Genomic DNA, 26,449 nt, shown 5'->3' on the forward strand with positions numbered 1-26,449 from the left:
GATTAGAACACGGATTGCAGTGTGGAAACAATCAACCACACGTTCAGAATCGTGAGCACGATCGCGATGGTCCAGGCCGTGTACTTGACCCAGGCACGGTTGGCGAACTGCCCCATGATTTTTTTTATCACTGGTGAACAGCACCAACGGCACGATGGCAAACGGTAACGCCACACTGAGAAAGACTTGCGAAATGGTCAGCAGACTTTCGATCTTCGCCTCATTACCATGATAGATAAACGCGAAGATCAACACTGGTGTGATGGACAGCAGCCGGGTCAGCAAGCGTTGCGCCCACAGCGGCATCTTCAGGTGAATGAATCCTTCCATGATGATCTGTCCGGACAACGTCCCGGTAATGGTGGAACTTTGACCTGATGACAACAGGGCCACGGCGAACAGCATGCTGAGCACCGGACTGGCAATGGCACCCACGATCTGCGGGTTATTCAGGGCGTGAAACAAGTCCACGAACCGGCCCAAGTGACTGTTAGTCCCAAAGAACAATGCGGCACCCAGGATGAGCAGTAAACAGTTCACGATAAATGCTACCGTCAACTGTATGTTGGAGTCAGTCACCGTGAAACGAATCGACCGCGCGACGTGTTGCGGGTTACTCCGGTCGATCTCCCGCGTTTGGGAAATTGACGAACCCAGGTACAGGTTATGCGGCATCACGGTTGCACCCACAATCCCCAGTGCCAGGTACAACATGGAGGAATGGGTCACGATGTTGGGATCTGGAATGTACCCGCGGAGAATGCCGCCGATGCTTGGCTGCGACAATAGTACTTCGTAGGTAAAGACGAAGAGAATCACCGCCACCAGGGTCGCAACGATCGCTTCGATCTTACGAAAGCCCAACTTCATCAGTAACAGAAGAATCAGCACGTCCAGCGACGTAATGGCAATACCAATAATTAACGGGATATTGAACAACAACTTAATAGCAATCCCAGAACCGATAATTTCCGCCATATCGGTCGCCATGATGGCTAATTCCGTGACGATCCACAAGAAGATGCCCATACCCTTTGACGTCCGCTCACGGGTCATCTGGGCCAAGTCCTTACCGGTCACGATACCTAACCGGGCCGCCATGGCTTGGAGCAACATCGCAATCAAACTAGAAATCAGGATTACAGATAACAGTGTGTACTTGTAACTAGCACCACCGGCAATCGACGTAATCCAGTTCCCGGGATCCATGTACCCGACGGCCACCAAGGCTCCCGGACCAATGTATGCTAGTAAGGTCTTCCAGTACCCACCATCCATGGGTACGTTAACGGAACCATTAACTTCCGCCAAACTCTTTGACGACTCCGTAGTTTCGGTCGCAAAGTGGACACGCTTGTCGTTCACCTGCTTGTGCTGACGAGCTTTTGATTCATTTTTCAAAATGGTTCCCTCTTTTCTATTGGCTTAGAATTGAGTGCCCCGTTTGGGCGATTCATCGGTGTAGCGGCAAGTATTGCTACACCTACCAACGGATAAACATTATAACATCTCGAGAACTTAGGCAACCCTGATTTCTAGTATTTTCAACTGATTGGACGAGAAACAACCCACAATCAGGCCATTACGTGACATTTGGGGAGTAGTTGTCGCACTTAATCAGTCCCTCTGCCGGTCGGTTAGTGCTAATTAATGCCGGGAGGTTTGCCTATGACTGATTTACGCACACAACGCACCAACCGGTTGATTGAAACCGCCTTTGTGGACCTGGTCAACCAAACCGGATTTGACCACATCACGATCACGCAACTGGCGCATACCGCCCATGTCAACCGCCAAACCCTTTACCGTCATTACGCGGACAAATACGCGCTGGCTGAACATTTAGTGCGTCAAACCGTCGTTGAATTTGATCGTGCCATTTCTGCACGGTTACAGTTATCCGCCAACCACGACCATGACCAACAAAAGTCGTTGCGGGTCGTGAGCAACCTCGTGCACACTTACGTGGCTGCCCACACACCACTGTTAACGGCACTAATGACCCTCCGCGGATCCTCACTGGACTTCCGGGACCGCCTCCAACGCCAAATTGAACACCGTTACCGGCAATACTTTGCTGATGTGACCCCTGACCAGGAAGATTTGGCCATCCAGGCCAGCCTGTTCAACGCCCTAATACTGGGCACGTTGGATTTTATCCTTACCCATCAAAAAAATGCCCACCGCCGCGCGGATGTTGCGCAATATTCAGCAGATCAGTGCCACCCTGTTCTAAAACGCGCGATGTCCGTAAAAGTTACCGCGTAAACCCCTCGAACCCCAAGACCAAATCTGGGCCTTGCGGCTCCAGCGCCTGACGTTTTTGCTTTTGACCGCGGGCTCGGCTCCCTACCAAAACAGCGTGCTTCCTTCGGGAAACACGCTGTTTGTGTGTCTAGTGTTGATCAAAGAAGGTGCTCTGCGCCGCACCAATTGTCGCTAGCTTAACGTGGGCGTACGTTAAGCCCCCCTGCAAGTAGATCGTATACGGCGGCCGAATGGGCCCATCACCAGAAAATTCGATCGTAGCGCCTTGCACGAAGGACCCACCGGCCATAATCACTTCGTCCTCGTAGCCAGCCATCCGCTCTGGAATCGGCGTGACGAAGGAATCCACCGGCGAGTTAGCCTGAATCGCCTCGGCAAAGTGCACCATGTCTTCACGGTTACCAAAGTTAACGGTCTGCACGATGTCTGTTCGCGGCGCATCCCACGTTGGGCTGACGCTCATGCCTAGCGCGGCAAACAAAGCTGCCTCAAAGATGGCGCCCTTAATGGCATTACCCGTGGTTTGTGGGGCAATGAAGAACCCTTGGTACATATCGGGTAAGGCCGACACCGTGGCCCCCTCCGCAGCGCCTAACCCCGGCACCGTGAAGCGGTAACTAACTTTTTCCACCAGGTCGGCATCCCCGACGATGTACCCACCGGTCTTAGCCATGCCCCCACCCGCGTTCTTAAATAAGGACCCGGCCATGAGGTTGGCCCCAACTTGTAGAGGCTCCACCGTCTCGGAAAATTCGCCATAAGCATTGTCAACAAAAATGGTCACGTCTGGTGCGACGGCCCGTACCGCGTCGATCATGGCTTTGATCTTAGCAATAGTGAAGGAATCCCGCGTCGCGTACCCGCGTGAGCGCTGAATGGCCACCACCGTAGTTTTGGGGGTCACGCGCCGCTGCACGGCGGGAATGTCAACCTCGCCGTTCGGCAGCAGGTCTACGTAATCTACCCCAATACCATATTCTTTCGGAGTACCCACACCGTTGCCCGCGAGCCCCAGCACTTCCTGCAAGGTGTCGTAGGGCTTGCCGGTGATGTAAACAATTTCATCACCGGGCCGGACGAGCCCTAACAACGACACCCCAATGGCATGCGTACCCGAGACGATTTGTGGCCGAACAATAGCATCCTCACCACCGAGCACGTCAGCATAAATGCTTTCCAATACGTCACGGCCCTCGTCACTGTGCCCGTAACCAGTCGAACCGGTCAAGTAACTTTCCGCCACGTGGTGCTTGCGGAAGCTTTGCAATACTTTGTTCTGGTTCTCGACAATTTGGTCATCAATGGCCGCCAACCGGGGTGCAATTTGCGCATCCACCTGGTCCACCAACGCCACTAACTTCGGGTCAAACTGATCCCGCCAACTCATTTTTCTACCTCACTTACCTTCTACCTGATCCGTCGCCGCCGTCTCGTCTGCCGGTGGCGCGTCAATCAAGCCCTTAAACAGTCCGTAAACAAACTTCGTAGGGTCAAAGTCAGCGAGGTCATCCATACCTTCACCGAGGCCAACAAGCTTAACGGGTACGTGCAACTCGTTCCGTACCGCCAACACGATGCCACCCTTACCGGAACCATCGAGTTTGGTCAGTACAATCCCCGTCATGTCGGTCGTCTTGTTAAACTGTTTGGCTTGGGACAAGGCGTTTTGTCCCGTCGTAGCGTCGACCACCAGCAAAACTTCCTGCGGTGCGTCGGGTAATTCGCGCTGAATGACCCGCTTCATTTTGGCTAGCTCGGTCATCAAGTTGACTTTGTTCTGCAACCGCCCGGCGGTATCCACAATCAGGACGTCAAAGTTTTCGTCCTTGGCCTTCTTCACCGCGTCAAAGACGACGGCCGACGGATCACCGCCTGCTGGGCCAGCTACCACCGGCACGTGGTCACGCTCGCCCCAAACCTGTAACTGTTCGATGGCGCCAGCCCGAAAGGTGTCACCCGCCGCCAAAAGGACGGAGTGACCCTCCCGTTGTAGCCGGTTCGCTAACTTACCAATGGTAGTCGTTTTGCCGGCCCCGTTCACGCCGACGAATAAGAACACGGTCGGGCCCTGGCCCTCAGGGGCAAAGTGGAGACTGTTATCCTCGTCCACACCAGCCTCGTCGTACAGGTCAACCAGCTTCTGCACAATGACCTGCACAACCAGTTTGGGATCACGCGCATTCTTTAACTTCACTTCTTCGCGAAGTTCATCCGTTAGGCGCACCGCGGTGTCAAAGCCGACGTCCGCCTCAATTAGCGTATCCTCGAGGTCATCAAAGAAATCTTCGTCCACCGTCCGAAAATTTGCGAACAGCGCGTTTAGCCGGTCACCAAAGCTTTGCCGGCTCTTGGTGAGCGCTTCATCATACTTCGCCGTTTCGGCAGTTTCTTCCTTGCCGGAAAAAGCGGCCTTAATTCGATCAAATAATCCCATCACACACACTCCTTTGCTTCCGGCCTACTCACACTTGCGCATCCATCCGTACGCACAGGAACCTAACCGGCCTGATGCTCAGCACCAACGGCCGCCGCCGCATCATCCAGGCTCACTGAAACCATCCGGGATACGCCTGACTCCTGCATGGTCACCCCGTAAAGGATGTCAGCAGCCGCCATGGTCCCACGCCGGTGGGTAATAACGATAAACTGGGTGTTACTCGAGTAATGCCGTAAGAAATCGCCAAAGCGGTCCACGTTAGCTTCATCCAAACTAGCCTCAACCTCATCCAGCACAGAAAACGGTACCGGCCGGACCTTGATGATGGCAAACAATAACGTGATGGCGGTCAACGCCCGCTCACCACCGGACAGCAACGACAACCGCGTATGGTTCTTCCCCGGCGGCTGGGCCACGATTTCGATGCCCGTCGTTAACAGGTGTTCCGGGTCCGTCAGTTGCAATTCAGCATGTCCACCGCCAAACATCTGCGGGAAGATCTCACTGAACGCCGTACTCGTCGCTTCAAACACCGCGGTAAAGCGTTCCTGAACCTCTTTGTCCAGCTCACCCATGGTGTTCAATAACTGTGCTTTGGCGTCTTCTAGGTCATTCTGTTGCGCCGTGAGGAAGTCATAACGTTCCTTGACCTCCTGGTACTCGTCGATGGCGTTCATGTTGACGGGCCCCAGTTCGTCTAAGCCCCGTTTCAATAGTTTCAGCTGACTTTGCAGTTCAGGAATTCCCACCGGATCCGCCGGCACGGCCGCAATAGCCGCCTCGTACGTGGTCTGATACTCTTCGCTTAACGTGGATAATGCGGTATCCAGGTGCATCTTCAACTGGTTAAGCTGGACCGACTGGGTCTCACTGGTGGCCATGACTTCCTGCCGCTCATTGTACGCCGTCGTGATGCTGGCGGAAACCCGACTCAATTCGGTCCGGGCCGTAGCTTTCTGTTGGTTTAACTTAGCCTGTTGTTCTTGCAGTTGCTGAATGTCACGTGCCAGTTGCGCCAGCGTGGCCCCACGTTGTTCCTTTTCCTGTGCAGTTTCATTCGCGGCCTTTTCAATGGCGGCGATGCGTTGCTCCAGACGGTTAGCGGTCGTTACGGCCGTGCGTTCTGCCTCCTGCCACTGCGCTAACTGGGCAGCAGCGGTCTTCGCAGCTTCCTGCTTGACGGCCAGTGCCGTTTTGAGTTGCGTCAGCCGCTCTTGGTGATCGGCCGCCCGGCTGTTTTGATCCGCCAAAGCGGCACGCAGATCCGTCATGGTTTGTTGCAGCTCGGCCAAGTGCTGCTGAATAGTGTCACCCTGTGCCGTCAACTCGGCTTGACGGTGCGCGTAATCATCCTCATCCTGCGGGAGGTTGACCCGCAGCGCCGCCACCTGTTGCCGCAGCTGCGTAACCTGCTGCGCCACTAGCTGACTGTCTGCCTGCGCACTGTGGGTCTGGTCGCGCATTGTCGTGAGGTGATCACTAGCAGCACGTAACGTGGCGTCTGCCGCGGTGCTTTGCTGCTCAAGTTGAGCCAAGGTTGCACGTTCTTCATCCAGTTTGGTAGCCATTGCCGCTAACTGCTTGTGTAGCCGCTGTGCTTCCTGTGTGCGCGCTAGCGGCGAACTACTCCCCCTGTGTTGCGCCCCACCTGACATCGAACCACCAGCATTAAGGATATCCCCGTCGAGGTCACCAGCCGGTAACGGTGGTGCAAGCTGTTGGCAATGGGCACCGCATTATCCAGGTTGTCGACCACAATTAGCGTGCCAATTAAGCTGGCAATCACGTTGGTTAAATGCTGATCGAAGCCAACCAGGTCGATACCCACACCAATAAAACCTCGTTGCCCAGCCACCTGATTGCGAATACTTTGCGGTAGCTACGCGGGCGAATCACATCCGCCGGCAGGAAAGTCGCCCGCCCGGCGCGCCGTTGCTTCAAAAAGCTAATGGCGCGCTTGGCGGCACCTTGATTCGCCGTCACGATTGCCTGCAAACTGCCCCCAATGGCCTGATCAAAGGCGACCTGGTACCGTTCAGGAATTTTGAGCAGTTCCGCCACGGCCCCAACGACCCCGGGTAACTTGCCCTTATTCTTCAACACCGTCCGCACCCCGGAATAAAAGCCCGCGTAGTCATCGTTCAGTTCCTTGAGCGTTTTGTAGCGCGCGCTGGCCTGGGTATACGCCTGACTGTGCTCCATTAGTTGCTGGTTAAGGCGCTGATATTGTTCCTGATCATCACTGAGTGCGGTTTCCGCTGCCCGCACCGCGGCTGTAGCCTGATTCTGCTCGGCCTGGGCTGCTTTGAGGGCGGCATCCGCAGTTTCCTGCTTGGCGGTCAACTGCTTGATTTGCGCATTCAACTCTGCCAACCGGCTTTGGGTCGCCGCTTGTTGGCTCGCTGCCAACTGAGCCTCTTTGGATAGCGCCGCAATTGCATTACGGTTATTGGCTTGTTGCTGCAACGTATCAATGTAATTTTGTTGCGTTGTCTCCAGCTGAGCATTGAGCTCCGCCGGCGTGCTGGCGGCTTGTTCTACAGTCCGCAACTGCGCCCGGGTCGTCTTAATAGCCTGCGCCAGCTCGTCTTGCTGCTGCTTCACGTCCTGGAGGTGTTGCTGGGCGTCCTGTTGGTCCGCTTGGGCTTGCGCCAGTCGTTCCCGCAGATCGGCCAATCGTGACGTGGCATTTTGCACCCGCTCGTTGCTGACGTCCTCTTCACCATTAAGGCTTTGCTGCTTCATGGACTTTGCGAGCAGGTCGTCGTTGACCTGGGCCAACTGATGATCGAGGTCCGCCGCTGCTTTGGTTCGGCGATCCGAATCAGCTTCCAAGCCCTTAATCTTGCCGTTCAGTTCCTCAATGCGCCGCTTAGTGGCCTTAGCCGCGGTTTGCACTTCCCGTTGCTGGGCGACCATGCTTTGCACCTGCCGTGCCAGTAACTGCTGGTGTAACTGCGCGTACTCTGTGGACTGGCGCTGGTACTCCCGCGCCATGGAACTCTGTTCCGCGAGGGGTTCCAGCCGTACCGCAAGTTCATGCACAATATCGTGCACCCGGTCCAGGTTATCGTCGGTTTCGTCCAGTTGAGCCTGGGCCTTGGCCTTCTGGTTCTTGTACTTCAGTACCCCGGCAGCCTCTTCAAAGATGCCGCGCCGGTCTTCGGGTTTGCTGTTAAAGATTGCTTCAACCCGCCCTTGGGAAATGAACGCAAAAGAGTCGCGCCCCAGTCCACTATCCATGAACAAGGTCACGATATCTTTGAGCCGCACTTGCTGGTTGTTCAATAAGAATTCACTGTCACCATTACGGAAAAGGCGCCGGGTCACACTGACCTGGCTTGGTTGTTGCTCCAGGTACCCGTCGTCGTTATTGAAGACCATCGTTACTTCCGCCCGGTTCAGTGCCGGGCGCGTGTCGGTGCCGGCAAAGATGACGTCACCCATGCGCTCACCACGCAGGCTCTTGGCACTTTGCTCCCCGAGCACCCAGCGAATGGCTTCCGTAATGTTACTCTTACCACTACCATTGGGGCCCACGACCCCGGTCAACCCGGGATCAAATTTAATTTGGGTTTTATCCGCAAATGATTTAAAACCATTGATTGTCAGTTCCTGCAGGTACATCCAACTACTCCTCGGGCCAACCTAACGCTACGCTAAGGTTGCTAACGCGCGGTGGGCCGCATCTTGTTCCGCATGCTTCTTGCTGGTACCCGTTCCCCGGCCCAACTCGCGTCCGTCAGCAGTGACGGCCACGGTAAACAAGCGTTGATTATTTGCTGCATCCTCTTCGGATAAGAGGTTATACTCGATATCGACATCACCACCACGCTGCAGGCGTTCTTGCAACTTGGTCTTGAAGTCCCGCGTATCCTCAAACTCGCCCGCGTCGATGTGTGGCCAGATAATTTGCTCACAAAACTTGATTACGGCTTGGCGTCCTTGATCCAAAAACAACGCGCCACAAAAGGCCTCAAATAAATCTTCAAGCAAGGTATCCCGCTGCCGCGCACCGGCGTTTTCCTCACCGTGCCCCAGGCGGATGTAACGGTCAAAGTGGGCCTCACGGGAAAAACGCGCAAAGCTCCGGGTCTGTACCGCTGCAGCCCGCATCCGGGTCAACTTACCTTCGGGCACATCGGGGTACTTTTTGAACAGGTACTCCGACACGGTCAGTTCCAACACGGCATCACCAAGAAACTCTAACCGTTCGTTGTCGTGCACCCCTAATTCACGGTGCTCATTAGCATAACTTGAGTGGGTAAACGCCTCCTCAAGGATCTCAACGTGATCAAAATCGATGCCAAAACGACTATGTAATTCACGCGTAAACTCTATCGCGACCATACGTTGCCTCCTCCAATACTGTTTCTCATTATACTAAATATCACCCGTAACTAAAAGGTTGCGGACGCGCTGTCGCAACTCCACCAGGTCTAGGCAAAAAAGATGGCCGGATTCCAAAGAATCCGGCCATTGATTGCATGCTTAATTTATTTATCCGACTGGTGCGCGGCGATGTAATCGACCGCATCCCCGACCGTCTGGATTTGCTCAGCGTCCTCATCCGGAATCTCGGCGTTAAACGTATCTTCTAACTCCAAGACAAACTCCACGATGTCAATTGAATCGGCATCCAGGTCGCGCTTAAAGTTTAAGTCACGGGTAATAGTACCCGGCTGTAACTGAAAGTGGTCCTGCAATAACGATGAGATCTGGTCAAAAATTTCTTGTTCGCTCACGGTAAACCTCCTCACTAATTACCGAACCACTATATTCTAAAAATTCCCGGATGTCCATAACTTTTCCACGACAACGCCGAAATTACTTCTCTTCGGGCACTGCAATTTTGTGCGCATCAAAATACTGCACAAACTTCGTAATGGTCTGCTTAGAAACCATGTCTGCCACCTGCTTGATGGTGTAGTACACCGTCCGGACGTCCGCTGCCCCATGTGCCTTCACCACCGGCGCCTGGAGGCCGAGTAGTACCGCACCACCATACCGTGAAGCGTCAAACTTGTCCGCAACCCCGCGGATCTCGTTTCGGAGCAACAAACCACCCACTTTGCCCTTGACCCCACTATTCATGATGGTGTCCTTGAGCGCGTGCAACAGCGTGTGGGCCGTCCCCTCAACCGCTTTGAGGCCGCATTGCCCGTAAAACCGTCAGTCACGACCACGTCGGCCACGCCGTCCAACAGGCCCGTGGCTTCCACGTTACCGACAAAGTTTAGCCCGGACGCTTCCGTCAACAACTGGTAAGCCGCCTGGTGCAACTCATCACCCTTGTGGGGCTCGGTGCCGTTGTTGAGCAATCCGACCCGCGGGTTAGGGATTCCGCGCACATCCTTCGCGTAGAAATTCCCCATAACCGCGTACTGGTATAGGTGTACCGGGCGGTTATCCGCATTGGCGCCGACATCCAGCATCACGAAGCCATGATCGTTAGTAGCTGCCGGCAAAGTCGGCATGAGCCCCGGCCGGTCAACGCCCTTAATACGCCCAACGATAAACAGTCCCGCGGCTAACAGCGCTCCCGTGCTCCCCAGGGACAACAAAGCGTCCGCCTCGCCGTCTTTGACTGCCCGCGCGGCCCGCACCATGGACGCATCCTTTTTGCGCCGGATGGCCTGCACTGGTGCCTCGTTACCGGAAATTTCCTCCGTGGTCGGCACCAGGGTGATGCGCTCGTCGTTTTGGATCAGGGGACGCACCCGCGCCTCGTCACCAAACAGCAAAAATTCCAGCTGCGAATCTTCGTCCCGGGCCCGTTCGACACCCGCAACGACTACGTCAGGGGCGTTGTCACCGCCCATTGCGTCAACAGCAATTTTCATCGAATTATCCTCCTAATTAAGGCTCTCGGCTTGGGCCAAACGCCTGTGCACATATGTGGCCAGCGTCACGTTTGCGGGCGCCTGTAAGTCTGGATCGGCGGCAAAAATCGCGGCCGCGACCTTATTAGCCGTATCCAAAATGTTGAAGTCACCCACGGGTCCCCCAACCGAAAGTCAGGTAACCCCGACTGCTTAGCACCAAAGATATCACCTTGGCCCCGCAGTTCAAGGTCCCGCTGTGCTACTTTGAACCCGTCATTGGTGGCCACCATCGTCTCCATCCGGCTCACCCCGGTATCGTTCTTGGGGTCGGCCACCAGGATACAGGTCGCCTGTTTATCACCACGGCCGACCGCCCGCGTAACTGGTGCAATTGTGCCAAGCCGAACCGGTCCGCGTCCAGAATCAGCATCATCGTGGCGTTGGGAACGTCCACACCGACTTCAATGACAGTCGTGGACACGAGCACGGCGGTCTTGCCCGACGCAAAGTCGCGCATGATCGTGTCCTTTTCGTCCGGTTTCATTTGCCCATGCAGTAAGGCGACCGTGGCTTTACCCGCAAAGGTCTGCTGCATATCCGCGTACACCGCTTCGGCGTTCTTGAGGTCCACCGCTTCGGATTCTGCAATCAACGGCGTGATGACGAACGCCTGGCCACCAGCCGCGACCGCAGCCGCGACCATGCGGACCGCCCGTGGCTGTTGCTGCTTGTGCAACCACAGCGTTTTAACCGGTAGTCGGCCGGCGGGCATTTCGTCAATCGTTGACACGTCCATCTCACCGTACGCCGTGATGGCGAGTGTCCGCGGAATGGGCGTGGCAGTCATCGATAACACGTCTGGTTTGAGTCCCTTAGCCCGCAAAATTTCCCGTTGCTTCACCCCAAAACGGTGCTGCTCGTCAATAATGGCGAAACCAAGAGCGTTGAAGTCCACCCCTTTTTGAATCAGGGCGTGCGTCCCAATCACAATGTCCAGGGCGCCAGACCGCAATCGGGCCAGAATGTCCTTCCGGTCGGCCGCACTGGTGGCCCCCGTTAGCAACGCCACACTCACGTGCTGTGGGGCAAACAGGCGACTCAACTTGGCGTAATGTTGTTCCGCCAACACTTCCGTAGGGACCATTAAGGCGGCTTGAAAATGGGCCGTCACCGCCGCGTACATACAGATCGCCGCAACGATGGTTTTCCCACTACCAACGTCCCCCTGCAAAAGCCGGTTCATATGCTTCGTACTCCGCATATCCGCGCAAATTTCGTTGACCACCCGTTTTTGCGCGTTCGTCAAAGTAAACGGCAAGGTACGGATGAAGGCCCGCACCCGCTGGTTATCAAACGGAATGCGTAAGCCGTTAACCTGCGCCGTATCGCGCTGCTTAATGGCCTGTAATTGCGCCTCAAACAGGAAAAATTCCCGAAAAATGGCGGAGCGTCGTGCTGCGGTCGCCTCCGCCGGGTTGGCGGGAAAGTGCATTTGCCGCACCAGTTCCCGGTCCGTCAGTAACTGCAACCGCTGACGGTATTGCTCGGGTACCACCGAATGAATCTCGTCCGCGTAGTGATCAAACGCCGTTTTAATGGCGCTCACCAAAAATTTCTGGTGCACCGACTGACTCAACGGGTAAATGGCGGCCATTGAGGGCGCATCCTGGTCCTGCGTGGCCACTAGCCGCATGGCCGTTAAGGCGTTCCGACCCGCATTCCACTTACCATAAATAGCCGCTTCCTGTCCCCGATGGAACCGATCCTTCAACCAGGGTTGGTTGAAAAAAAGACACCAGGATCACGGTCCGGTCGACCTGGAGCCGAATGGTCACCCGCACCTTATGGGGACCAAACCGTGCAATAACGGGATCCGTGACCACCGTTCCTTTGACCGTCAGCTTTTCACCGTCCACCGCGGTTGCGAGGTCCCGCTCCTGCAGATCGTCATAACGAAAGGGAAAATAAAAAAAGCAGGTCGCCGACCGTGACGATACCGAGATCCGCCAGGGCCGCGACCCGTTTAGGGCCAACACCAGGCAGAACTCCGACCGTATCGCTAAGTGGCATGGTCAACGCCTCCTTTCTTACCTACTGCCAGCGTGGCAATAGGGTGTTATCATCAAAAAAATGGCTGGTGCTAGTCCTGCTACTCGACGGAAATCAAGTATGGGTACAGCGGCTGGCCCCCGTCGTGGATCTCCACTTCAAGGTCATCGTGCGCGTTTAAAATCGCTGCTTCAATCGCCTCAGCCTCCGCTTCTGATCCTTCGGTGCCGACAATCAACGTGATGATCTCAGCATCTTCGTCAAGCATGGCTTCAATCGTATCAACCGTCGTCTGTTGCCGGTCCTGCCCATCCACCTTGATGTCACCATCAATGAGGCCGATCCAATCTCCGTTGTGAATTGCCAAGCCCCCAATATTGCTATCACGAATCGACTGGGTAATTTCACCACTAACCACGTTGCCGAGCGCTTCGGTCATCGCCGCGGCGTTCTCAGCGAGGCTCCGCTCCGGGTTATATTCCAGCAAGGAGGTCAGGCCCTGGTTGACCGTCTTACTCTTTACGACGGCCACATCCACACTGGCTTCCTTCGCGGCCGCATCGGCAGCCATGAAGATGTTCCCATTGTTAGGCAATACGATTACGCGCTTAGCGTGGGCCTGCTTAATGGCTTCCAAGATGTCGTTGGTACTTGGGTTCATCGTCTGCCCACCGGACAGCACGTACGTAACTCCAAGACTCTTGAACAATTTGGCGAGTCCGTCCCCAGAAGCAATGGCCACCACCCCAAAGTCGGCCAGCGGCTTGGCTGCTTCCGCCTCCGCATTATCACGTTCAATAATGCTTTGGTGCTGCAGGCGCATGTTATCGATCTTGATTTTATCCAAACTACCAAACTGCGCACCATAACGGAACACTGCCCCGGGGTGCTCAGTGTGGACATGCACCTTGACCACTTCGTCATCGGCAATTACCAACAGGGAATCACCGTAATCAGCCAAGTAGTTGCGGAATGCATCATAATCAAACTTTTTGGTGGCACCGTTTTGGCCCAAGCCCACCATCATCTCGGTACAGTAGCCGTAGACGATGTCATCGGGGTTCAGTTGGGTTTGCGCATCAACCGCATTGACCATCTCCGACATTTCGTTATCATCAGGCACGTAATTTTCATCCGCCTGTTCACCTGCCAGTCCGGCACGGAACCCTTCGTACAAGAAGGTCAGTCCCTGGCCACCAGAATCAACGACCCCCACCTGCTTTAAAACGGGGAGCTGGTCGGGCGTCTTTTTCAGTGCAACTTTGGCTGCATCGACCACGCTCGTCATGACTTCCAATGTATCGGTGGTAGTCTTGGCAGACTTCAACCCCGCCTTGGCTGCTTTGCGGGCCACGGTGAGAATCGTCCCTTCAACAGGCTTCATGACGGCGTTATAGGCCGTCTCGACCCCACCAGCAAAAGCATCAGCCAGATCCTGGGCATTGAGCGTCGACTTGTGAGCAACGCTCTTCGCAAAACCGCGGAACAACTGCGAGCTAATAACCCCCGAGTTACCCCTGGCGCCCATCAAGAGCCCCTTACCCAAATGCTGCGCAAGGCTCCCACGGACGTATCGTCACTTTCCAGGACGGCCTTCGCCCCGCTTTGGAACGTCAGGTTCATGTTCGTCCCGGTATCCCCATCAGGAACGGGAAATACATTTAACGAGTTAACGAACTGTGCATTTTTATTGATCCGGTGCGCTGCGGCACGAATCATGTTTTGAAATTCGGTTGCAGAAATTTCCGTGACTGTCACAAATAGTTCCTCCCTAAAAGGCCCCCACATGTTTGGGGGTCATATAGCAACAAACGCCGGCCAACGCAAAAAGCGCACTGACGGCGGCGTCGGTGCTGTTAGTCTTCGCCAATTACCCGGACGCCCTGCACGATAACCGTGACGGCGTGCGCGGTGAGGCCAAGCATGCTCTCCAAATTGTACTTTACTTTGTCCTGCACGTTGCGGCAGACCTCAGAAATCTTAGTACCATAACCAACGATAATGTTGACCTCAATGGTCACCCCATTATCCTCCTGGCGAACGACCACCCCACGGGAATAGTTCTCCCGGTTGAGAATTTCGTTCAGGTTGTCCCGAATCTGGTTCTTGCTGGCCATGCCCACCACCCCAAAAATCTCGGTAGCTGCACCGCCGACAACCGTCGCGATAACGGCATTGTCAATGTCGATAACGCCGTACTTGGTCTTAATCTTAACCGCCATGATTTGCCTCCTCAATGAGCTGGTTCATAATTAGTGGGTACCTAGAATGGGCCCACTAGGACCATTAGTCCGTTGCATAGATTTTAGCATAGCCCAGTAACTAAGGAAAGTTTGCAGGTGTCAATGATTATTACTTTACAAAACCCTTGCAATGCCCGCCCCGCTATGATAACCTAATTTTTGTGAATAAATCGGGCAGACGTCCGATGAAGCAAGGAGGTCATACTTTGGCAGTTGATGTAATTACCGGCCGTCACACCCAGTTCGGCAACAAGCGCTCACACGCGCTGAACAGTTCTCGTCGCTCCTGGAAAGCAAACCTGCAGAAGGTACGCATTCTGGTTGACGGCAAGCCAAAGCGTGTGTGGGTTTCTGCTCGCGCCCTGAAGTCTGGAAAAGTGACTCGCGTATAAAACCAACGATGAAGGTGCTGCGAAAGCGGCGCTTTTTTTTGTTGCGTAGCGAGTAGACTAGCCTAGAGGCGCAGTCCGCTAACTCGCGGTCGCCAAAACAAACACAACTTTGCACAACACAATGGCCCTGACGACATCCCGTCGTCAGGGCCATTCTTGTCTACTTAACTAATTATCAACTTGCTGTCCGTGGTGATCGCGGCTATAAATAATGGCCACCACCCCACGCGCACACTGCACGGTCATGGGCGCAGCCCCCACAAATTCGTTGGAGGCAAAGCTGACCGGACTATCACCATCATAGTGGGCCAGCTGGTACTTGGCCCCGGTAATGTTCAGATCGCGTACCGCCGTCAAACTGGCTACGCCCACATACCGGTACCCGGTCCGCGGCAAGACCGTCAACGGTTGCCCACCATCCAGGTACTGGACGTAGTTATCCCGGTCGATCAGATGCATACGCCGAATAAACGGACGAAAACGTCGCTCGGTCGGCAACCAATAATTCGCCAATGCGTGATCCAACCGGCCACCAGTTGCACCGTAAAGGAACACCTCGTCTGCGTGCATGACCATCAAGCCATGCTGGAGTGCCAACTGGGTATCCGTATCATCTTTTTCCGGTTGGTGCCGCTCCACTGTGCCCATGGCGGTTTTGACCCGGGTAAACTCCGCTGCGGTGAGTGAATCAAAGTCACCCACCACGTATGCTGGCCGCATGCCAGCGTCCAATAACGTGAGCGTACCACGTCAATGGCCACCCATTGACCGGGTACTTGCGTCCAGTCCGTCGGCAACAACGCCCGGGGGCCACCAGCCATGAAGTTTAACCGCATTATTCAGCCTCCGCCGCCAACTTTTGCAGGTGGTGTAGGTTATCCGCAGGGTTACCACCATTGTAAACGGCTGACCCCGCTACGGCGATATCCACCCCGTGCTTGGCGGCCAACTTAATGGTTCCCGGGTTAACGCCGCCATCGATCTCGATGCCGAAGTTCAACGATTCATCACGGTCACGAATCGTGGCCAGCTCGTCGGTCTTTTCCAGCATTTCGGGGATAAACTCCTGCCCGCCAAAGCCAGGGTCAACGGTCATCACCAGCACCTGTTTAACGATGGGCAACACCATGTCAATTGCATCGACCGAGGTGCCCGGGTTGATCACAACGCCCGGATCCATCCCCGTTTGTTTGATCAACGATAACGCCCGGTGAATGTGCGGCGTGGCTTCGAGGTGCACCAGCAACATGTCCGCCCCCGCGTCGGCAAAGGTGCTGACCCATTCTTCAGGGTGCTGCACCATCAAGTGTACTTCGAGGGGCAAGGTAGTTTCTTGCCGCAAGACCGAGACAATTTGCGGGCCAAAACTCAGGTTGGGCACAAAGCGGCCGTCCATCACGTCAATATGTATGCGGTCCGCGCCCGCCTTTTCGACCGCATCGACGGCCCGCGCCAAATGGCCAAAATCCGCGCTTAAAATTGATGGTGCAAGTTGCATAACAATCAACTCCCGTTTCCAATCAAGATTTATTATACTCATCATACACAAATGGCGGCGTAGTTGAAAGGGCTTCACCCATCATCTCGCCGCCGTGTTGGTGAGGACGCCGCTGCCGCTTTTAACCGCAGGGTTACGCTCTCTATCCAAAACGAGCTCCACCCCACAAAAGCTAGCGCGTAAACCACTCGCCCCCAAAGGCTAAAACCGGCCTTTGCGGGCAAGCGCCTTACGCTTCCGCTTTTAACCGTGGGGTTACGCTCTCTCTATCCAAAACGAGCTCCACCCCACAAAAGCTAGCGCGTAAACCACTCGCCCCCAAAGGCTAAAACCGGCCTTTGCGGGCAAGCGCCTTACGCTTCCGCTTTTAACCGCGGGGTTACGCTCTCTACCTTTTTTTTCTTATCATACACCGGCTTCCGCGCCGCTAGCTCGGCGTGGAACTGGCAATAATTATCATAACGACTTTGCATGATCTGCCCAGCCGCCACCGCGGCCTTAACCGCGCAGTGCGGCTCCTGCAAATGCTGACAGCCACGAAACTTGCAGTCACCGGCAACCGCCACAAATTCCGGGAAACGGTCCCGCAACGCGTCCGTTTCCACATCCAACAGTTCTAACGAGGAAAAACCTGGCGTGTCCGCCACCAACCACCATACGCCCGATACAGGGTCGTCTTGCGGGTCGTGTGCTTGCCGCGATTCAAACTCTTGGAAATTGCCGCCGTCGCTAACGACAGGTCTGGTACGAGGTGATTCAACAGGGTCGACTTGCCAGCGCCGGTCTGGCCCGTAAAGATGGTCAGACGTCCATTCAGGACCGACCTTAACGCTTCGAGATCAGCCGCACCAAACGGCTGGCGGGGTAAGTGAACCTGATAACCAATGCGCTCGTAACCGTTCATCACTGCTTGCAAACGCGCAAACGCCGTGTCATCCAACAAATCCGTCTTGGTAACCGTAATCACGCCTGCAATCCGTTGCCCGGCTAAGTACACCAGGAACCGGTCCAGCAAGTTCGTCGCAAAGGTCGGTTCAGCCGCAGCCGTAATTACCATGGCCTGATCCACATTGGCCACGGGTGGCCGCACCAACGCGTTCCGCCGTGGTAACACGCGCGTGAGGTAGCCCAGCTCGCCGTTATCCGGCGCCGGAGTGAACTCCACAAAATCTCCTGCAATTGGAGAAACCTTCTTCTGCCGTAAATTGCCGGCCGCCCGCGTCCTAATGACCTGGTCGCCCACCGCAATATCGTAATAGCCGCTGAGCAGCTGAATGACTTGTCCCTGCAAAAATTACCTCCAAAAGTAACGATCAACTTTAACGACTAGTTACTACTGTTGTTGGAACTGGCCGTCTGCGCCGAGGAAGCAGTACTTGAACTCTGAGCGCTTGGCGCAACCGCCGGGGTCGATGAGCTGGCCGCTCGTTGCGTCGACGACGAGGAACTACTGCTACTACTCTTCGTCGACGAGCTACTACTGCTGCTTTCTTTGCTCTCATTGTTATGATTATGCTCATCCGGCTGGGTGGTAGTTGTGGTCTGCGTACTGCTACGCCCAACACTGACGTATACCGTCAGTGTGCTGCCCCGCTTAACCTTTTCGCCGGCCTCAATACCCTGCGACGTAATACGTCCGTATGCCATGCTGCCAGTATCATCGTCATTTTGGCTGAGCATGATGTCATGGTCAGCGGCCCACGCTTCCGCAGTACTGAGATTCTTACCCACAAAGTTAGGGATTTTCACCAACCGGGTCTTCTTGGCCACGGTCAAAGTGATGGTGGTCTTCTTCGGGTTCACCTTGGTCCCGGCAGCAAGATCCTGTTTCAGGATAGTGCCAGTAGCCTTGGAACTCGACTTGACCTTCTTCACCACCGTAAAGCCGGCCCGCTTGAGGTCGTCACGTACTTCGTCGTAGCTGTCACCCTTGTAGTCGCGTACGGTAAATCGGGATGAACCCTTACTGATGACCAGGTTCACGGATGAATCTTCCTTGACGCTACTGCCCTTAGTGGGGTCCGTCAATATGACGTGCCCCTTAGTCACAGAACTAGACGCCTGATACTTAGTATCCCCAATCTTCAAGTGGGCTGCTTGTAGCTTGTTGGTGGCAACGGCCACGGTCTCATCCGTGACGTCGGGTACCGTGGCATCACCCTTGCCAAAGACCGCGATCATCCCCGCAATTAGGGCAATCAACACCACGGCTAAGCCACCAATAATCAGCGCCCGCCGACGCCGTGGATGACGTTTTTTTTGTGGGCTGCTGGTCCGCTTTTTTTGTCCGCATCTTCCCGCGATGGATGGTCTTCCTGATCACCGGCCGCAGCAGCTGCCGCAATGGCAGCCGACTTCACCGCCGGATCGATACGCTTCGTCGCCGCTAAACTATCGTTGTTACCTTCAGGCACGAACCGTGGCTCGTTGGCCCGACTCGCATCCAATGACGTGGCCAGGTCACTAGCCATGGCCGCGGCGCTCGGGTAGCGCTGTTGCGGATCCTTAGCCGTCGCCTTCAGCACCACGTTTTCCAGTGCCTGGGGGATTCGGGGGTCAAAATCACGAACAAACGGAATGTCTTCCTGAAAGTGTTTCAACGCAATGGTGACGGCCGAGTCGCCTTCAAACGGCACTGAACCCGTCAACATTTCGTACAAAATCACACCTAGGGAGTAGATATCACTCTGCTTGGTGGGGAGCGAACCGCGCGCTTGCTCTGGTGACATATAGTGCACGGAGCCCAACAGCGAGTTGGTTTGCGTGACCGCCGTTTCAGACAACGCCACGGCAATGCCGAAGTCGGCAATTTTTACGTTACCATCGCGATCCACCATAATGTTTTGGGGCTTGAGGTCACGGTGAATGATGTTGTGCTCGTGGGCCGTTTCAATGGCACCAAGCACCTGGGTCATCATCGCCACAACCTTCGTGTAGGGAATGGGGAAGTGTTCCACAATGTATTGTTTGAGGTTTTTACCGTCAACGTACTCCATAACTAGGTATTGCTGGCCCTCAAACTCACCCACGTCATAGATACTAACAATGTTAGGGTGTGATAGTTCCAAAGTCGCCATGGCTTCACGCCGGAAGCGCCGCGCTGCGTCCGGGTCACTTTGCAGGTCTAGGCGCAGAACCTTGACCGCCACGTCACGATCCAAGATTAAATCGTGCGCTAAATAGACGTTCGCCATGCCACCCTCACCGAGGGTCTTAAACAATTGGTAGCGTCCGTCCAGCGTCATCCCTGGCTCAATCATCACCGTCACCCCCCTCATTGTTGTAAATCAATAGTGCGGTCACGTTATCCGGACCACCGGCCTCATTGGCCGCTTGCACCAACAGTTTGGCTTTGGTAGCTAACGTCTCCTTCGCCCCCATAATGGCGGCCAGTTGGTCGTCCTCCACGGTCTTAGTCAGACCATCAGAGCACAACAAGAGCATATCGTTAGCTTCCATATCGTAAATGGTCACGTCGGCATCTACATCCGGCGCGATACCTAACGACCGCGTAATGACGTTCTTACGGGGAAAATTCTTGGCCTCTTCGGGGGTCAGGTCCCCACTTTTAACCAACTCGTTGACCAGACTATGGTCCTCCGTAATTTGCATCAACCGCCCGTGCCGGTACAGGTAGGCGCGCGAATCGCCAATGTTGGCGATCACAAAGCGGTGACCAATCATCAGGGCAGCCACGATGGTCGTGCCCATCCCGGTCAAGTCCTTAAACTGCTGACCGCGGGCGAGAATCTGCTCGTTTTCCTTCTGCAGTTCATACATTAACCATTTCACGACGGTTTCCGCATCGCTGCTCTCGGTCTTTTCAAAGGCATAGCCAATGTGAGAGACCGCCATTTCACTGGCAACATCCCCACCTTGGTGGCCACCCATCCCGTCGGCAACAATAGCTAACGTCGCGTGACTGTGGTTATGAAAAAGGCCAACGTAGTCCTGGTTATTAGGCCGTACCCGACCGACATCCGTTTGGTAGGCAAATTTCATTGCTTGCTGTTCTCCTTACTCCACGCGTTCCAGGCAAGCAATGAAAAAGCCATCGCTGCCATAATCATGTGGCAAAATCTGCAGGGCCGGGGCCGCGTGGTTATGGGTCACCGGGGCTAAAGTCGGTACCGCCACCTGACGGAATCCGCCGTGCCGCTGCAAAAAGGCTGCCACCACGTCCTGATTCTCTTCATGAGTAATTGTACACGTACTGTAGGTCAACCGGCCACCAACTTTGACCGCCGGGGCCACGGCGTCCAGAATACCGGCCTGTACGCGTGCGAGGTTCTGCACGTCATCAATCGTTTTATCATACTTAATCTCGGGCTTGCGGCGCATCAGCCCCAGACCCGAACATGGCGCGTCCACCAGTACCTTGTCAAACGATTGCTCACCAAACGTTGTCACCGCCTGACGCGCATCCAACGTTCGGGCCGAAACGCGGTCAGCAAGGCGCATACGCGTGGCGTTTTGCTCAATCAACCGCACCTTGTGGGGGTGTAAGTCTAAGGCCGTCACGTGCCCGCCAGCTGCGGGGTCCAGCCATTCCGCAATGTGCGTCGTTTTGCCACCCGGAGCCGCGCACGCGTCTAAAACCTGGTCACCCGGTTGTAACGCTAAACTGGGAGCGACTAGCTGAGAACTTTCGTCCTGCATGGTCAACAGGCCGTCCGCAAACTCCGGCGTACCCGCGAGGTGGCCACCTGGGGCAACCACCCCACTAGTAGCAAGGGTGCTCGGCCGCACGTCAGGGAACCGATCCTGTAACCGCGTTACTAACGCCTCCCGCGTCGTCAGGGTCCGGTTGACCCGGGCCGACGCGTGCGGCGCGGAATTAATGCTGTTCAACAGGGCAGTTGCTTCCAGTTCACCCCACTGGTCGAACAACTTTTGCACCAGCCACGTTGGTACGGAGGCCGCCACGGATAACCGCTTCACGGGATCCTGGATGGCGCTGACGTCCCGCAACCCTTTGCGCTGAATGTTACGCAAAATGGCCGTCACGAACTTGGCAATGCCCGTGTGGCCCTTCAGCTTGGCGATTTCGGTGCTATCAAAGAAGATGGCCCGTTCCGGCACCTTATCCAGGTAGTGCATCTGGTACACCGCGGTCCGCAGCAATTGGCGCACCCACGGGTCCAGCTCCCGGCGCCCCACAAATGGCGCCAGGTAGTAGTCTAACGTCAGTTGGTGCTGAATGACCCCGTAAACGATGTTGGTCAACAGTGCCGCGTCCCGGTCCGCCAGGTGGCCCTGCCGAATGGTGCTATCAACCGTCAAGTTGGAGTAGCCACCGCGGCCACCCACTCGACTCAACACCTCTACCGCCAGCAGGCGCACATTATTCTTCTCCATTAGTTATCACCTGTGCGCCAACTTCCAGCTGACGTCCCGTTCCGTTCATGTACGCACTAATTGGCTGCCGCGCTTTACCCGCCGGTTGCAGTGTGTTGATCTGTAACGTGGTACCCTTACCAGCAGCCAGCACTAGACGCTTTTTGCCCAGTGCGACCACGGTGCCAGGTGCTTGGGTAGTCGTGTCCGCTAACGGCGTGACGTCCCACAGCTTGACGCGCTGGCCGTTGAGCCTGACCCAACCACCAACATGTGGCCGTAAACCGCGCACCCACTGGTCCACCTGGGTGGCAGGTAGGGTCAAGTCAAGGTGTTCCTGGTCCTTGGTAATGTTGGGTGCAAAGGTGACCTGGTCGGGATCTTGCGGCGTCAAGGTCGCCGTCCCGTCGATAATGTGCGGTAAAGTTTGCAACAATAAGTCACGACCCAGAAGGCTGAGCCGGTCAAATGCCGTGCCGGTATCGTCCGCACGCGTTAAGGATAAGGCCGCCTGGGCGTACATCCCCCCGGCGTCCATCTGCTTCACCATTTGGATGATAGTGACCCCGGTCTCCGCGTCACCGTTGATGATGGCGTACTGAATTGGCGCCCCACCCCGGTACTTCGGCAACAGGCTGCCATGCACGTTGACCGCCGTAACTTTGGCCGCGTTCAAAAACTTGGTGGGCAAAAACTGGCCGTAAGCGGCAGTGACAATCAAGTCAGGGGCCAACGCGATCAGTTGGTCCAATTCCGGGCTGCCACTGAGTTTAGCCGGCTGAAACACCGGAATGCCCAGTGCCGTCGCCGCTACTTTGACCGGTGACTGGTGCAACGTGTGCTTACGCCCGACCGGCTTGTCCGGTTGGGTCACCACGGCTAGTAGGTCATAGTCCGCCTCCACTAACGCGTGCAGGATTGGGACTGCAAACTGCGGGGTACCCATAAAAATGATTGATGTCATGCACAATCCTCCATAACTTTCATTATTACTAAAATACTAAACAAAGCTCAACGGTTCACGGTCAAAGGCAATCTGGAAGACGTTGCGACTCCCAACCTGGGTGGTCGTTAATAACCGTTCCAGGGTCTCGTGCAACTGGGGTTCTTTTTTTATACTTAATCACAATTTGATAATAATAACGCCGCTTCAAGCGGGCAATCGCCCCGCGCGTCGGGCCTAACATTACGGCCTGATCCGACAATGACTGTTTGAGTTCCGCAGCCAACTGGTAAATGGCTTTGGCCGCCAGTCGGTCTTCAGGGTGACTCACCGTCAGCTTAAACGTGAAGTAGTACGGCGGGTAACCGGAACGGTGCCGAATGCCCATCTCGGTGACAAAGAAGCGCTCGTAATCGTGATGGCGCGCTAGCTGAATGGCGTAGTGGTCCGGGTTATAGGTTTGCACGATAACCGCCCCCGCCTTATCGGCGCGTCCGGCCCGGCCACTGACCTGGGTCAGCAACTGGAAGGTGCGCTCACTAGCCGAAAATCGGGTAACCCTAATGACGTATCCGCATTGATGACCCCAACCAGCGTGACGTCCGGGAAGTCGAGACCCTTAGCAATCATTTGGGTGCCAAGCAAAATATCTGCTTGGTGCTGACCAAACGCCTTCAGAATCTTGGCGTGCCCACCCTTGCGGCGGGTCGTATCAACGTCCATCCGCAGCACTCGCGCCTCTGGCAGAATCTGGTGCAACGTCTGTTCAACTTTTTCCGTCCCGGTGCCGTAATAACGGATGCGCCGTGACCCGCAACTTGGGCACACCGTGGGCACGGCTTCCTCATGCCCACAATAGTGGCACCGCAGTGTATGCGAGTCGAGGTGCAACGTGAGCGAAATGTCGCAATTGGGACACTTAGCCACGTAGCCACACTCCCGACACATCACAAAGGAAGAAAAGCCCCGCCGGTTCAACATCAAGACACTCTGTTCGTGCCGATCCAACCGCGTGCGCAAGGCGTTAAGTAACACGGTCGAAAAATCACCAGACGCAGAGTCCAACTGTGCCGAACGCATATCTACCACCTGGACGGGTGGTAACGGCCGCTGATTAGCGCGTTCCGGCATGAGCAGGTACGTGTACACTCCTTTGGCTGCCCGAGCCCGCGATTCCAAGCTGGGCGTAGCCGATCCCAACAGGACGGGCGCATGGTTATAAGCGCCCCGCCACTGCAAGACATCACGCGCATGGTACCGCGGGGCATCATCCTGCTTATAACTGGTTTCGTGTTCCTCATCCATGATCAACAAACCAATGTTGGTCAGCGGGGCAAAAGCTGCCGAGCGGGCACCCACGACCACGCGGGCCTCGCCGCGTTCGATGCGGCGCCACTCGTCAAAGCGTTCCCCATCGGATAACGCGGAGTGCAACACCGCCACGTCTGCACCAAAGCGGCCCTTTACGTTCCGGACCATCTGCGGCGTCAACGCAATTTCGGGAATCAACATCAACGCGTTACGGCCCCGGGCCAACGTGGCCGCAATGGCCTGCAAGTAGACTTCCGTTTTGCCCGAACCCGTGACCCCCTCAAGCAAAAAGGTCCGGTCCTGCTCCGCCGTGATTGCCGGAATCAGTGCGTCCAGTGCCCGTTGTTGTTGCGGTGTCGGCGTCAGTGGTTGCGTGCGCGCCTGGGCGTCTAGCTGGGCGTATGGCCGCCGGTAAAACTCCCGGGATTCGATGCGCAACCAGCCCTGTTTGGCCCCCGCAGTGACGGTTGCCCGGTCAAAGGAATCTGGTCCAACCACGGCGTGTAAGCGCGGTTCATCGTGGCTAGCTGCCCACTGGGCGAGGGCCGTCAGCAACTTGATTCGCCGGGTGGCGTTACGTCGTTGTTGCTCTGCTAACGTAGTGTACTCATCTGGGGCCAATAGCGGCACAATAAAGTCCTCCGTGGCTACGTGCCCGCGACTTCCCACGGTCTTAGCCCCGTTAGCGAGCCACTTGGTATCCGCGTGCAACGCACTAGGCAACATGGCCTGTAAACAGGTGATCCAAAACGCGAAGGTATCGTCCGCCAGCCACCGCGATAACGCCAGCAACTCGGCGTCTAAAATCGGGTGGTCATCCAGGACCCGCAGTACGGGCTTCAATTCACCATCAAAGTCCTGCTGGTCCGTGGTCGCTACGATCACACCCATTACTTCACGCGTGCCCTTACCAAAGCTGACCACCACCCGCACGCCGGGTACCGCTTGGTCAACCATATCCGCGGGGATCGCGTAATCGTAAGGCTGATTTGTTTGCATTGTAGGCACATCCACCACTACTTTAGCCACCGTGGCCACACTGATCCCCCCTCGTCTTGTCATGCTCACATTATACCAAATCTTAGTACTGATTATGCCGACCACCACCGCAAAACGGCGGCCAGTCAAGCAATAAAAAAAGGATGTAACTAACGTCACATCCCCAACCGGACCGCAGCGCAAGCGCCACGGTCGCCTTCATTAACTTCTAAATTAATGTTCGTCGTGACCAGCATCGTCATTAGCGTCATCACGCAGTTCTTGCTGGTGTTCCAACCGCTCGGCGTCACGCTCGAGCAACTTGGAGTCGGGATCGATCACCACGTCACCCGCAGCAATTTCTTCCAGGGCCTGACCCACAGTTCGTGGTGACTGGTATTCAGCCAGCATCCGTAACGAACCAGCTTCCAGCTGGTGTGCACGCTTCGAAGCCAGTACGGCCAACGAGTAACGTGATGGCACGTTGGCCAGCAGCTTATCAATTGATGGGTAAACAATCATATCTTCGTTCTCCTTTAATCGCCCGAGGTAGCTTTCTTTATCATATTAGCATACTTTTCGGCCACGCGCTGAACGCGTAAGTGTTCACTCTGAATAATGTGCTCAATCCGGTCAACCGCCAGCGGCACTTCGTCGTTCACGACCGCGTAATCGTAATTTTGCATCATTTTGAGTTCGTCGACGGCTTTGTTGACCCGCTTCTGGATCGTAACGGCATCATCAGTCCCGCGACCAACCAGCCGGTGACGTAATTCGTTGAGGTCGGGTGGCGTGAGGAAGATGAAGACGGCGTCCGGGCACTTGGCCCGGACCTGCATTGCCCCTTTGACCTCAATTTCTAGCAGCACGTCCTGACCAGCATCCAGCTGTTCGTTAACGTAGTGTAGCGGCGTGCCGTAGTAGTTGTCGACGTACTGTGCGTACTCCAGCATCCCACCATTGGCGATTTCCTCTTCAAACTGTTCCTTGGTGCGGAAATAATAGTCGACCCCATCAACTTCACCGGGGCGCATCTTCCGCGTCGTCATGGACACCGAATAATGGAAATCCCGGTAACCTGATTTCAGCATTGCTTGACGTACAGTACCTTTACCGACCCCGGACGGGCCTGACAGCACAATGAGCATACCGCGTTCGCTCATGTCTC

At 55.5% G+C, this 26,449-nt stretch carries 17 protein-coding genes and 7 pseudogenes; 2 read left to right on the forward strand and 22 right to left on the reverse strand.

Features of this window, described 5'->3' with window-relative positions:
- Positions 1 to 2: 2 nt before the first annotated feature.
- A pseudogene (locus tag JCM13996_RS02855) lies at positions 3 to 1,365 on the reverse strand (Nramp family divalent metal transporter).
- 303 nt (positions 1,366 to 1,668) lie between these two features.
- Here JCM13996_RS02855 and JCM13996_RS02860 point away from each other — a divergent pair.
- A complete protein-coding gene (locus JCM13996_RS02860) occupies positions 1,669 to 2,268 on the forward strand; it encodes a TetR/AcrR family transcriptional regulator (protein WP_054749504.1) in 600 nt (199 codons plus the stop codon).
- Between the two features lie 127 nt (positions 2,269 to 2,395).
- Here the strand turns inward: JCM13996_RS02860 and JCM13996_RS02865 are convergent, their stop codons facing one another.
- The 11 genes and pseudogenes from JCM13996_RS02865 to JCM13996_RS02905 form a co-directional block, all read right to left on the reverse strand.
- Positions 2,396 to 3,655, reverse strand: coding sequence for a methionine gamma-lyase family protein (locus JCM13996_RS02865; protein ID WP_054749505.1), 1,260 nt, complete (start codon positions 3,653 to 3,655; stop codon positions 2,396 to 2,398).
- A gap of 9 nt (positions 3,656 to 3,664) precedes the next feature.
- Positions 3,665 to 4,702: a signal recognition particle-docking protein FtsY gene (ftsY, locus tag JCM13996_RS02870; protein WP_054749506.1), complete on the reverse strand. Its 1,038-nt coding sequence runs from the start codon at positions 4,700 to 4,702 to the stop codon at positions 3,665 to 3,667.
- A 62-nt stretch (positions 4,703 to 4,764) separates the two neighbouring features.
- Positions 4,765 to 6,360, reverse strand: coding sequence for a coiled-coil domain-containing protein (locus tag JCM13996_RS11475; RefSeq protein ID WP_439646456.1), 1,596 nt, complete (start codon positions 6,358 to 6,360; stop codon positions 4,765 to 4,767).
- A complete protein-coding gene (locus tag JCM13996_RS12285; RefSeq protein ID WP_263848845.1) occupies positions 6,318 to 6,533 on the reverse strand; it encodes a hypothetical protein in 216 nt (71 codons plus the stop codon). The genes JCM13996_RS11475 and JCM13996_RS12285 overlap by 43 nt, the downstream gene beginning before the upstream one ends.
- On the reverse strand, positions 6,497 to 8,332 hold the full coding sequence (gene smc / locus JCM13996_RS11480; RefSeq protein WP_263848846.1) for a chromosome segregation protein SMC: 1,836 nt from the start codon (positions 8,330 to 8,332) through the stop codon (positions 6,497 to 6,499). Before smc ends, JCM13996_RS12285 begins: the two co-directional genes overlap by 37 nt.
- A 27-nt stretch (positions 8,333 to 8,359) precedes the next feature.
- Complete coding sequence (gene rnc, locus JCM13996_RS02880) at positions 8,360 to 9,055, reverse strand: ribonuclease III (RefSeq protein WP_054749507.1); 696 nt, start codon at positions 9,053 to 9,055, stop codon at positions 8,360 to 8,362.
- A 146-nt stretch (positions 9,056 to 9,201) separates the two neighbouring features.
- Entirely contained in the window at positions 9,202 to 9,450 is a 249-nt protein-coding gene (acpP, locus tag JCM13996_RS02885) for an acyl carrier protein (protein ID WP_054749508.1), read from the reverse strand.
- Positions 9,451 to 9,532: 82 nt separating this feature from the next.
- Positions 9,533 to 10,548 (reverse strand): annotated as a pseudogene (gene plsX, locus JCM13996_RS02890) (phosphate acyltransferase PlsX).
- A 12-nt stretch (positions 10,549 to 10,560) separates the two neighbouring features.
- A pseudogene (gene recG, locus JCM13996_RS02895) lies at positions 10,561 to 12,600 on the reverse strand (ATP-dependent DNA helicase RecG).
- Positions 12,601 to 12,679: 79 nt separating this feature from the next.
- Positions 12,680 to 14,337 (reverse strand): annotated as a pseudogene (locus JCM13996_RS02900) (DAK2 domain-containing protein).
- Between the two features lie 98 nt (positions 14,338 to 14,435).
- Positions 14,436 to 14,801, reverse strand: coding sequence for an Asp23/Gls24 family envelope stress response protein (locus JCM13996_RS02905; protein WP_054749509.1), 366 nt, complete (start codon positions 14,799 to 14,801; stop codon positions 14,436 to 14,438).
- Between the two features lie 227 nt (positions 14,802 to 15,028).
- Between JCM13996_RS02905 and rpmB the strand changes: the two genes are divergently transcribed.
- Positions 15,029 to 15,214 (forward strand): 50S ribosomal protein L28, encoded by a 186-nt coding sequence (gene rpmB, locus JCM13996_RS02910; protein WP_054650255.1) that lies wholly within the window; start codon positions 15,029 to 15,031, stop codon positions 15,212 to 15,214.
- Positions 15,215 to 15,382: 168 nt separating this feature from the next.
- On the opposite strand, the gene JCM13996_RS02915 is transcribed toward rpmB, so the two are convergent.
- The 10 genes and pseudogenes from JCM13996_RS02915 to gmk all read right to left on the reverse strand — a co-directional run bounded on the left by JCM13996_RS02915 (position 15,383) and on the right by gmk (position 26,444).
- Complete coding sequence (locus tag JCM13996_RS02915; RefSeq protein ID WP_263848847.1) at positions 15,383 to 15,934, reverse strand: thiamine diphosphokinase; 552 nt, start codon at positions 15,932 to 15,934, stop codon at positions 15,383 to 15,385.
- Between the two features lie 115 nt (positions 15,935 to 16,049).
- Positions 16,050 to 16,712 (reverse strand): ribulose-phosphate 3-epimerase, encoded by a 663-nt coding sequence (gene rpe / locus JCM13996_RS02920; RefSeq protein ID WP_054749510.1) that lies wholly within the window; start codon positions 16,710 to 16,712, stop codon positions 16,050 to 16,052.
- A 353-nt stretch (positions 16,713 to 17,065) separates the two neighbouring features.
- A pseudogene (gene rsgA, locus JCM13996_RS02925) lies at positions 17,066 to 18,003 on the reverse strand (ribosome small subunit-dependent GTPase A).
- Positions 18,004 to 18,038: 35 nt separating this feature from the next.
- Positions 18,039 to 19,972: pseudogene (gene pknB, locus JCM13996_RS13090) on the reverse strand (Stk1 family PASTA domain-containing Ser/Thr kinase).
- The gene (locus JCM13996_RS02935; RefSeq protein WP_054749511.1) at positions 19,965 to 20,714 is read right to left on the reverse strand and encodes a Stp1/IreP family PP2C-type Ser/Thr phosphatase; all 750 of its coding nucleotides are present in this window, start codon (positions 20,712 to 20,714) and stop codon (positions 19,965 to 19,967) included. Before JCM13996_RS02935 ends, pknB begins: the two are co-directional and overlap by 8 nt.
- A 15-nt stretch (positions 20,715 to 20,729) precedes the next feature.
- A complete protein-coding gene (gene rsmB / locus JCM13996_RS02940; RefSeq protein ID WP_054749512.1) occupies positions 20,730 to 22,070 on the reverse strand; it encodes a 16S rRNA (cytosine(967)-C(5))-methyltransferase RsmB in 1,341 nt (446 codons plus the stop codon).
- Positions 22,057 to 23,013, reverse strand: a complete 957-nt coding sequence (gene fmt / locus JCM13996_RS02945) for a methionyl-tRNA formyltransferase (RefSeq protein ID WP_054749513.1) — start codon at positions 23,011 to 23,013, stop codon at positions 22,057 to 22,059. The genes rsmB and fmt overlap by 14 nt, the downstream gene beginning before the upstream one ends.
- Before the next feature lie 36 nt (positions 23,014 to 23,049).
- A pseudogene (gene priA / locus JCM13996_RS02950) lies at positions 23,050 to 25,365 on the reverse strand (primosomal protein N').
- A gap of 150 nt (positions 25,366 to 25,515) precedes the next feature.
- Complete coding sequence (gene rpoZ / locus JCM13996_RS02955) at positions 25,516 to 25,803, reverse strand: DNA-directed RNA polymerase subunit omega (RefSeq protein WP_054749514.1); 288 nt, start codon at positions 25,801 to 25,803, stop codon at positions 25,516 to 25,518.
- A 14-nt stretch (positions 25,804 to 25,817) separates the two neighbouring features.
- Positions 25,818 to 26,444, reverse strand: coding sequence for a guanylate kinase (gene gmk, locus JCM13996_RS02960; protein ID WP_054749515.1), 627 nt, complete (start codon positions 26,442 to 26,444; stop codon positions 25,818 to 25,820).
- Positions 26,445 to 26,449 lie beyond the last annotated feature (5 nt).

The sequence above is a fragment of the Lacticaseibacillus thailandensis DSM 22698 = JCM 13996 genome (assembly GCF_001312865.1).
GTDB lineage: Bacteria > Bacillota > Bacilli > Lactobacillales > Lactobacillaceae > Lacticaseibacillus > Lacticaseibacillus thailandensis.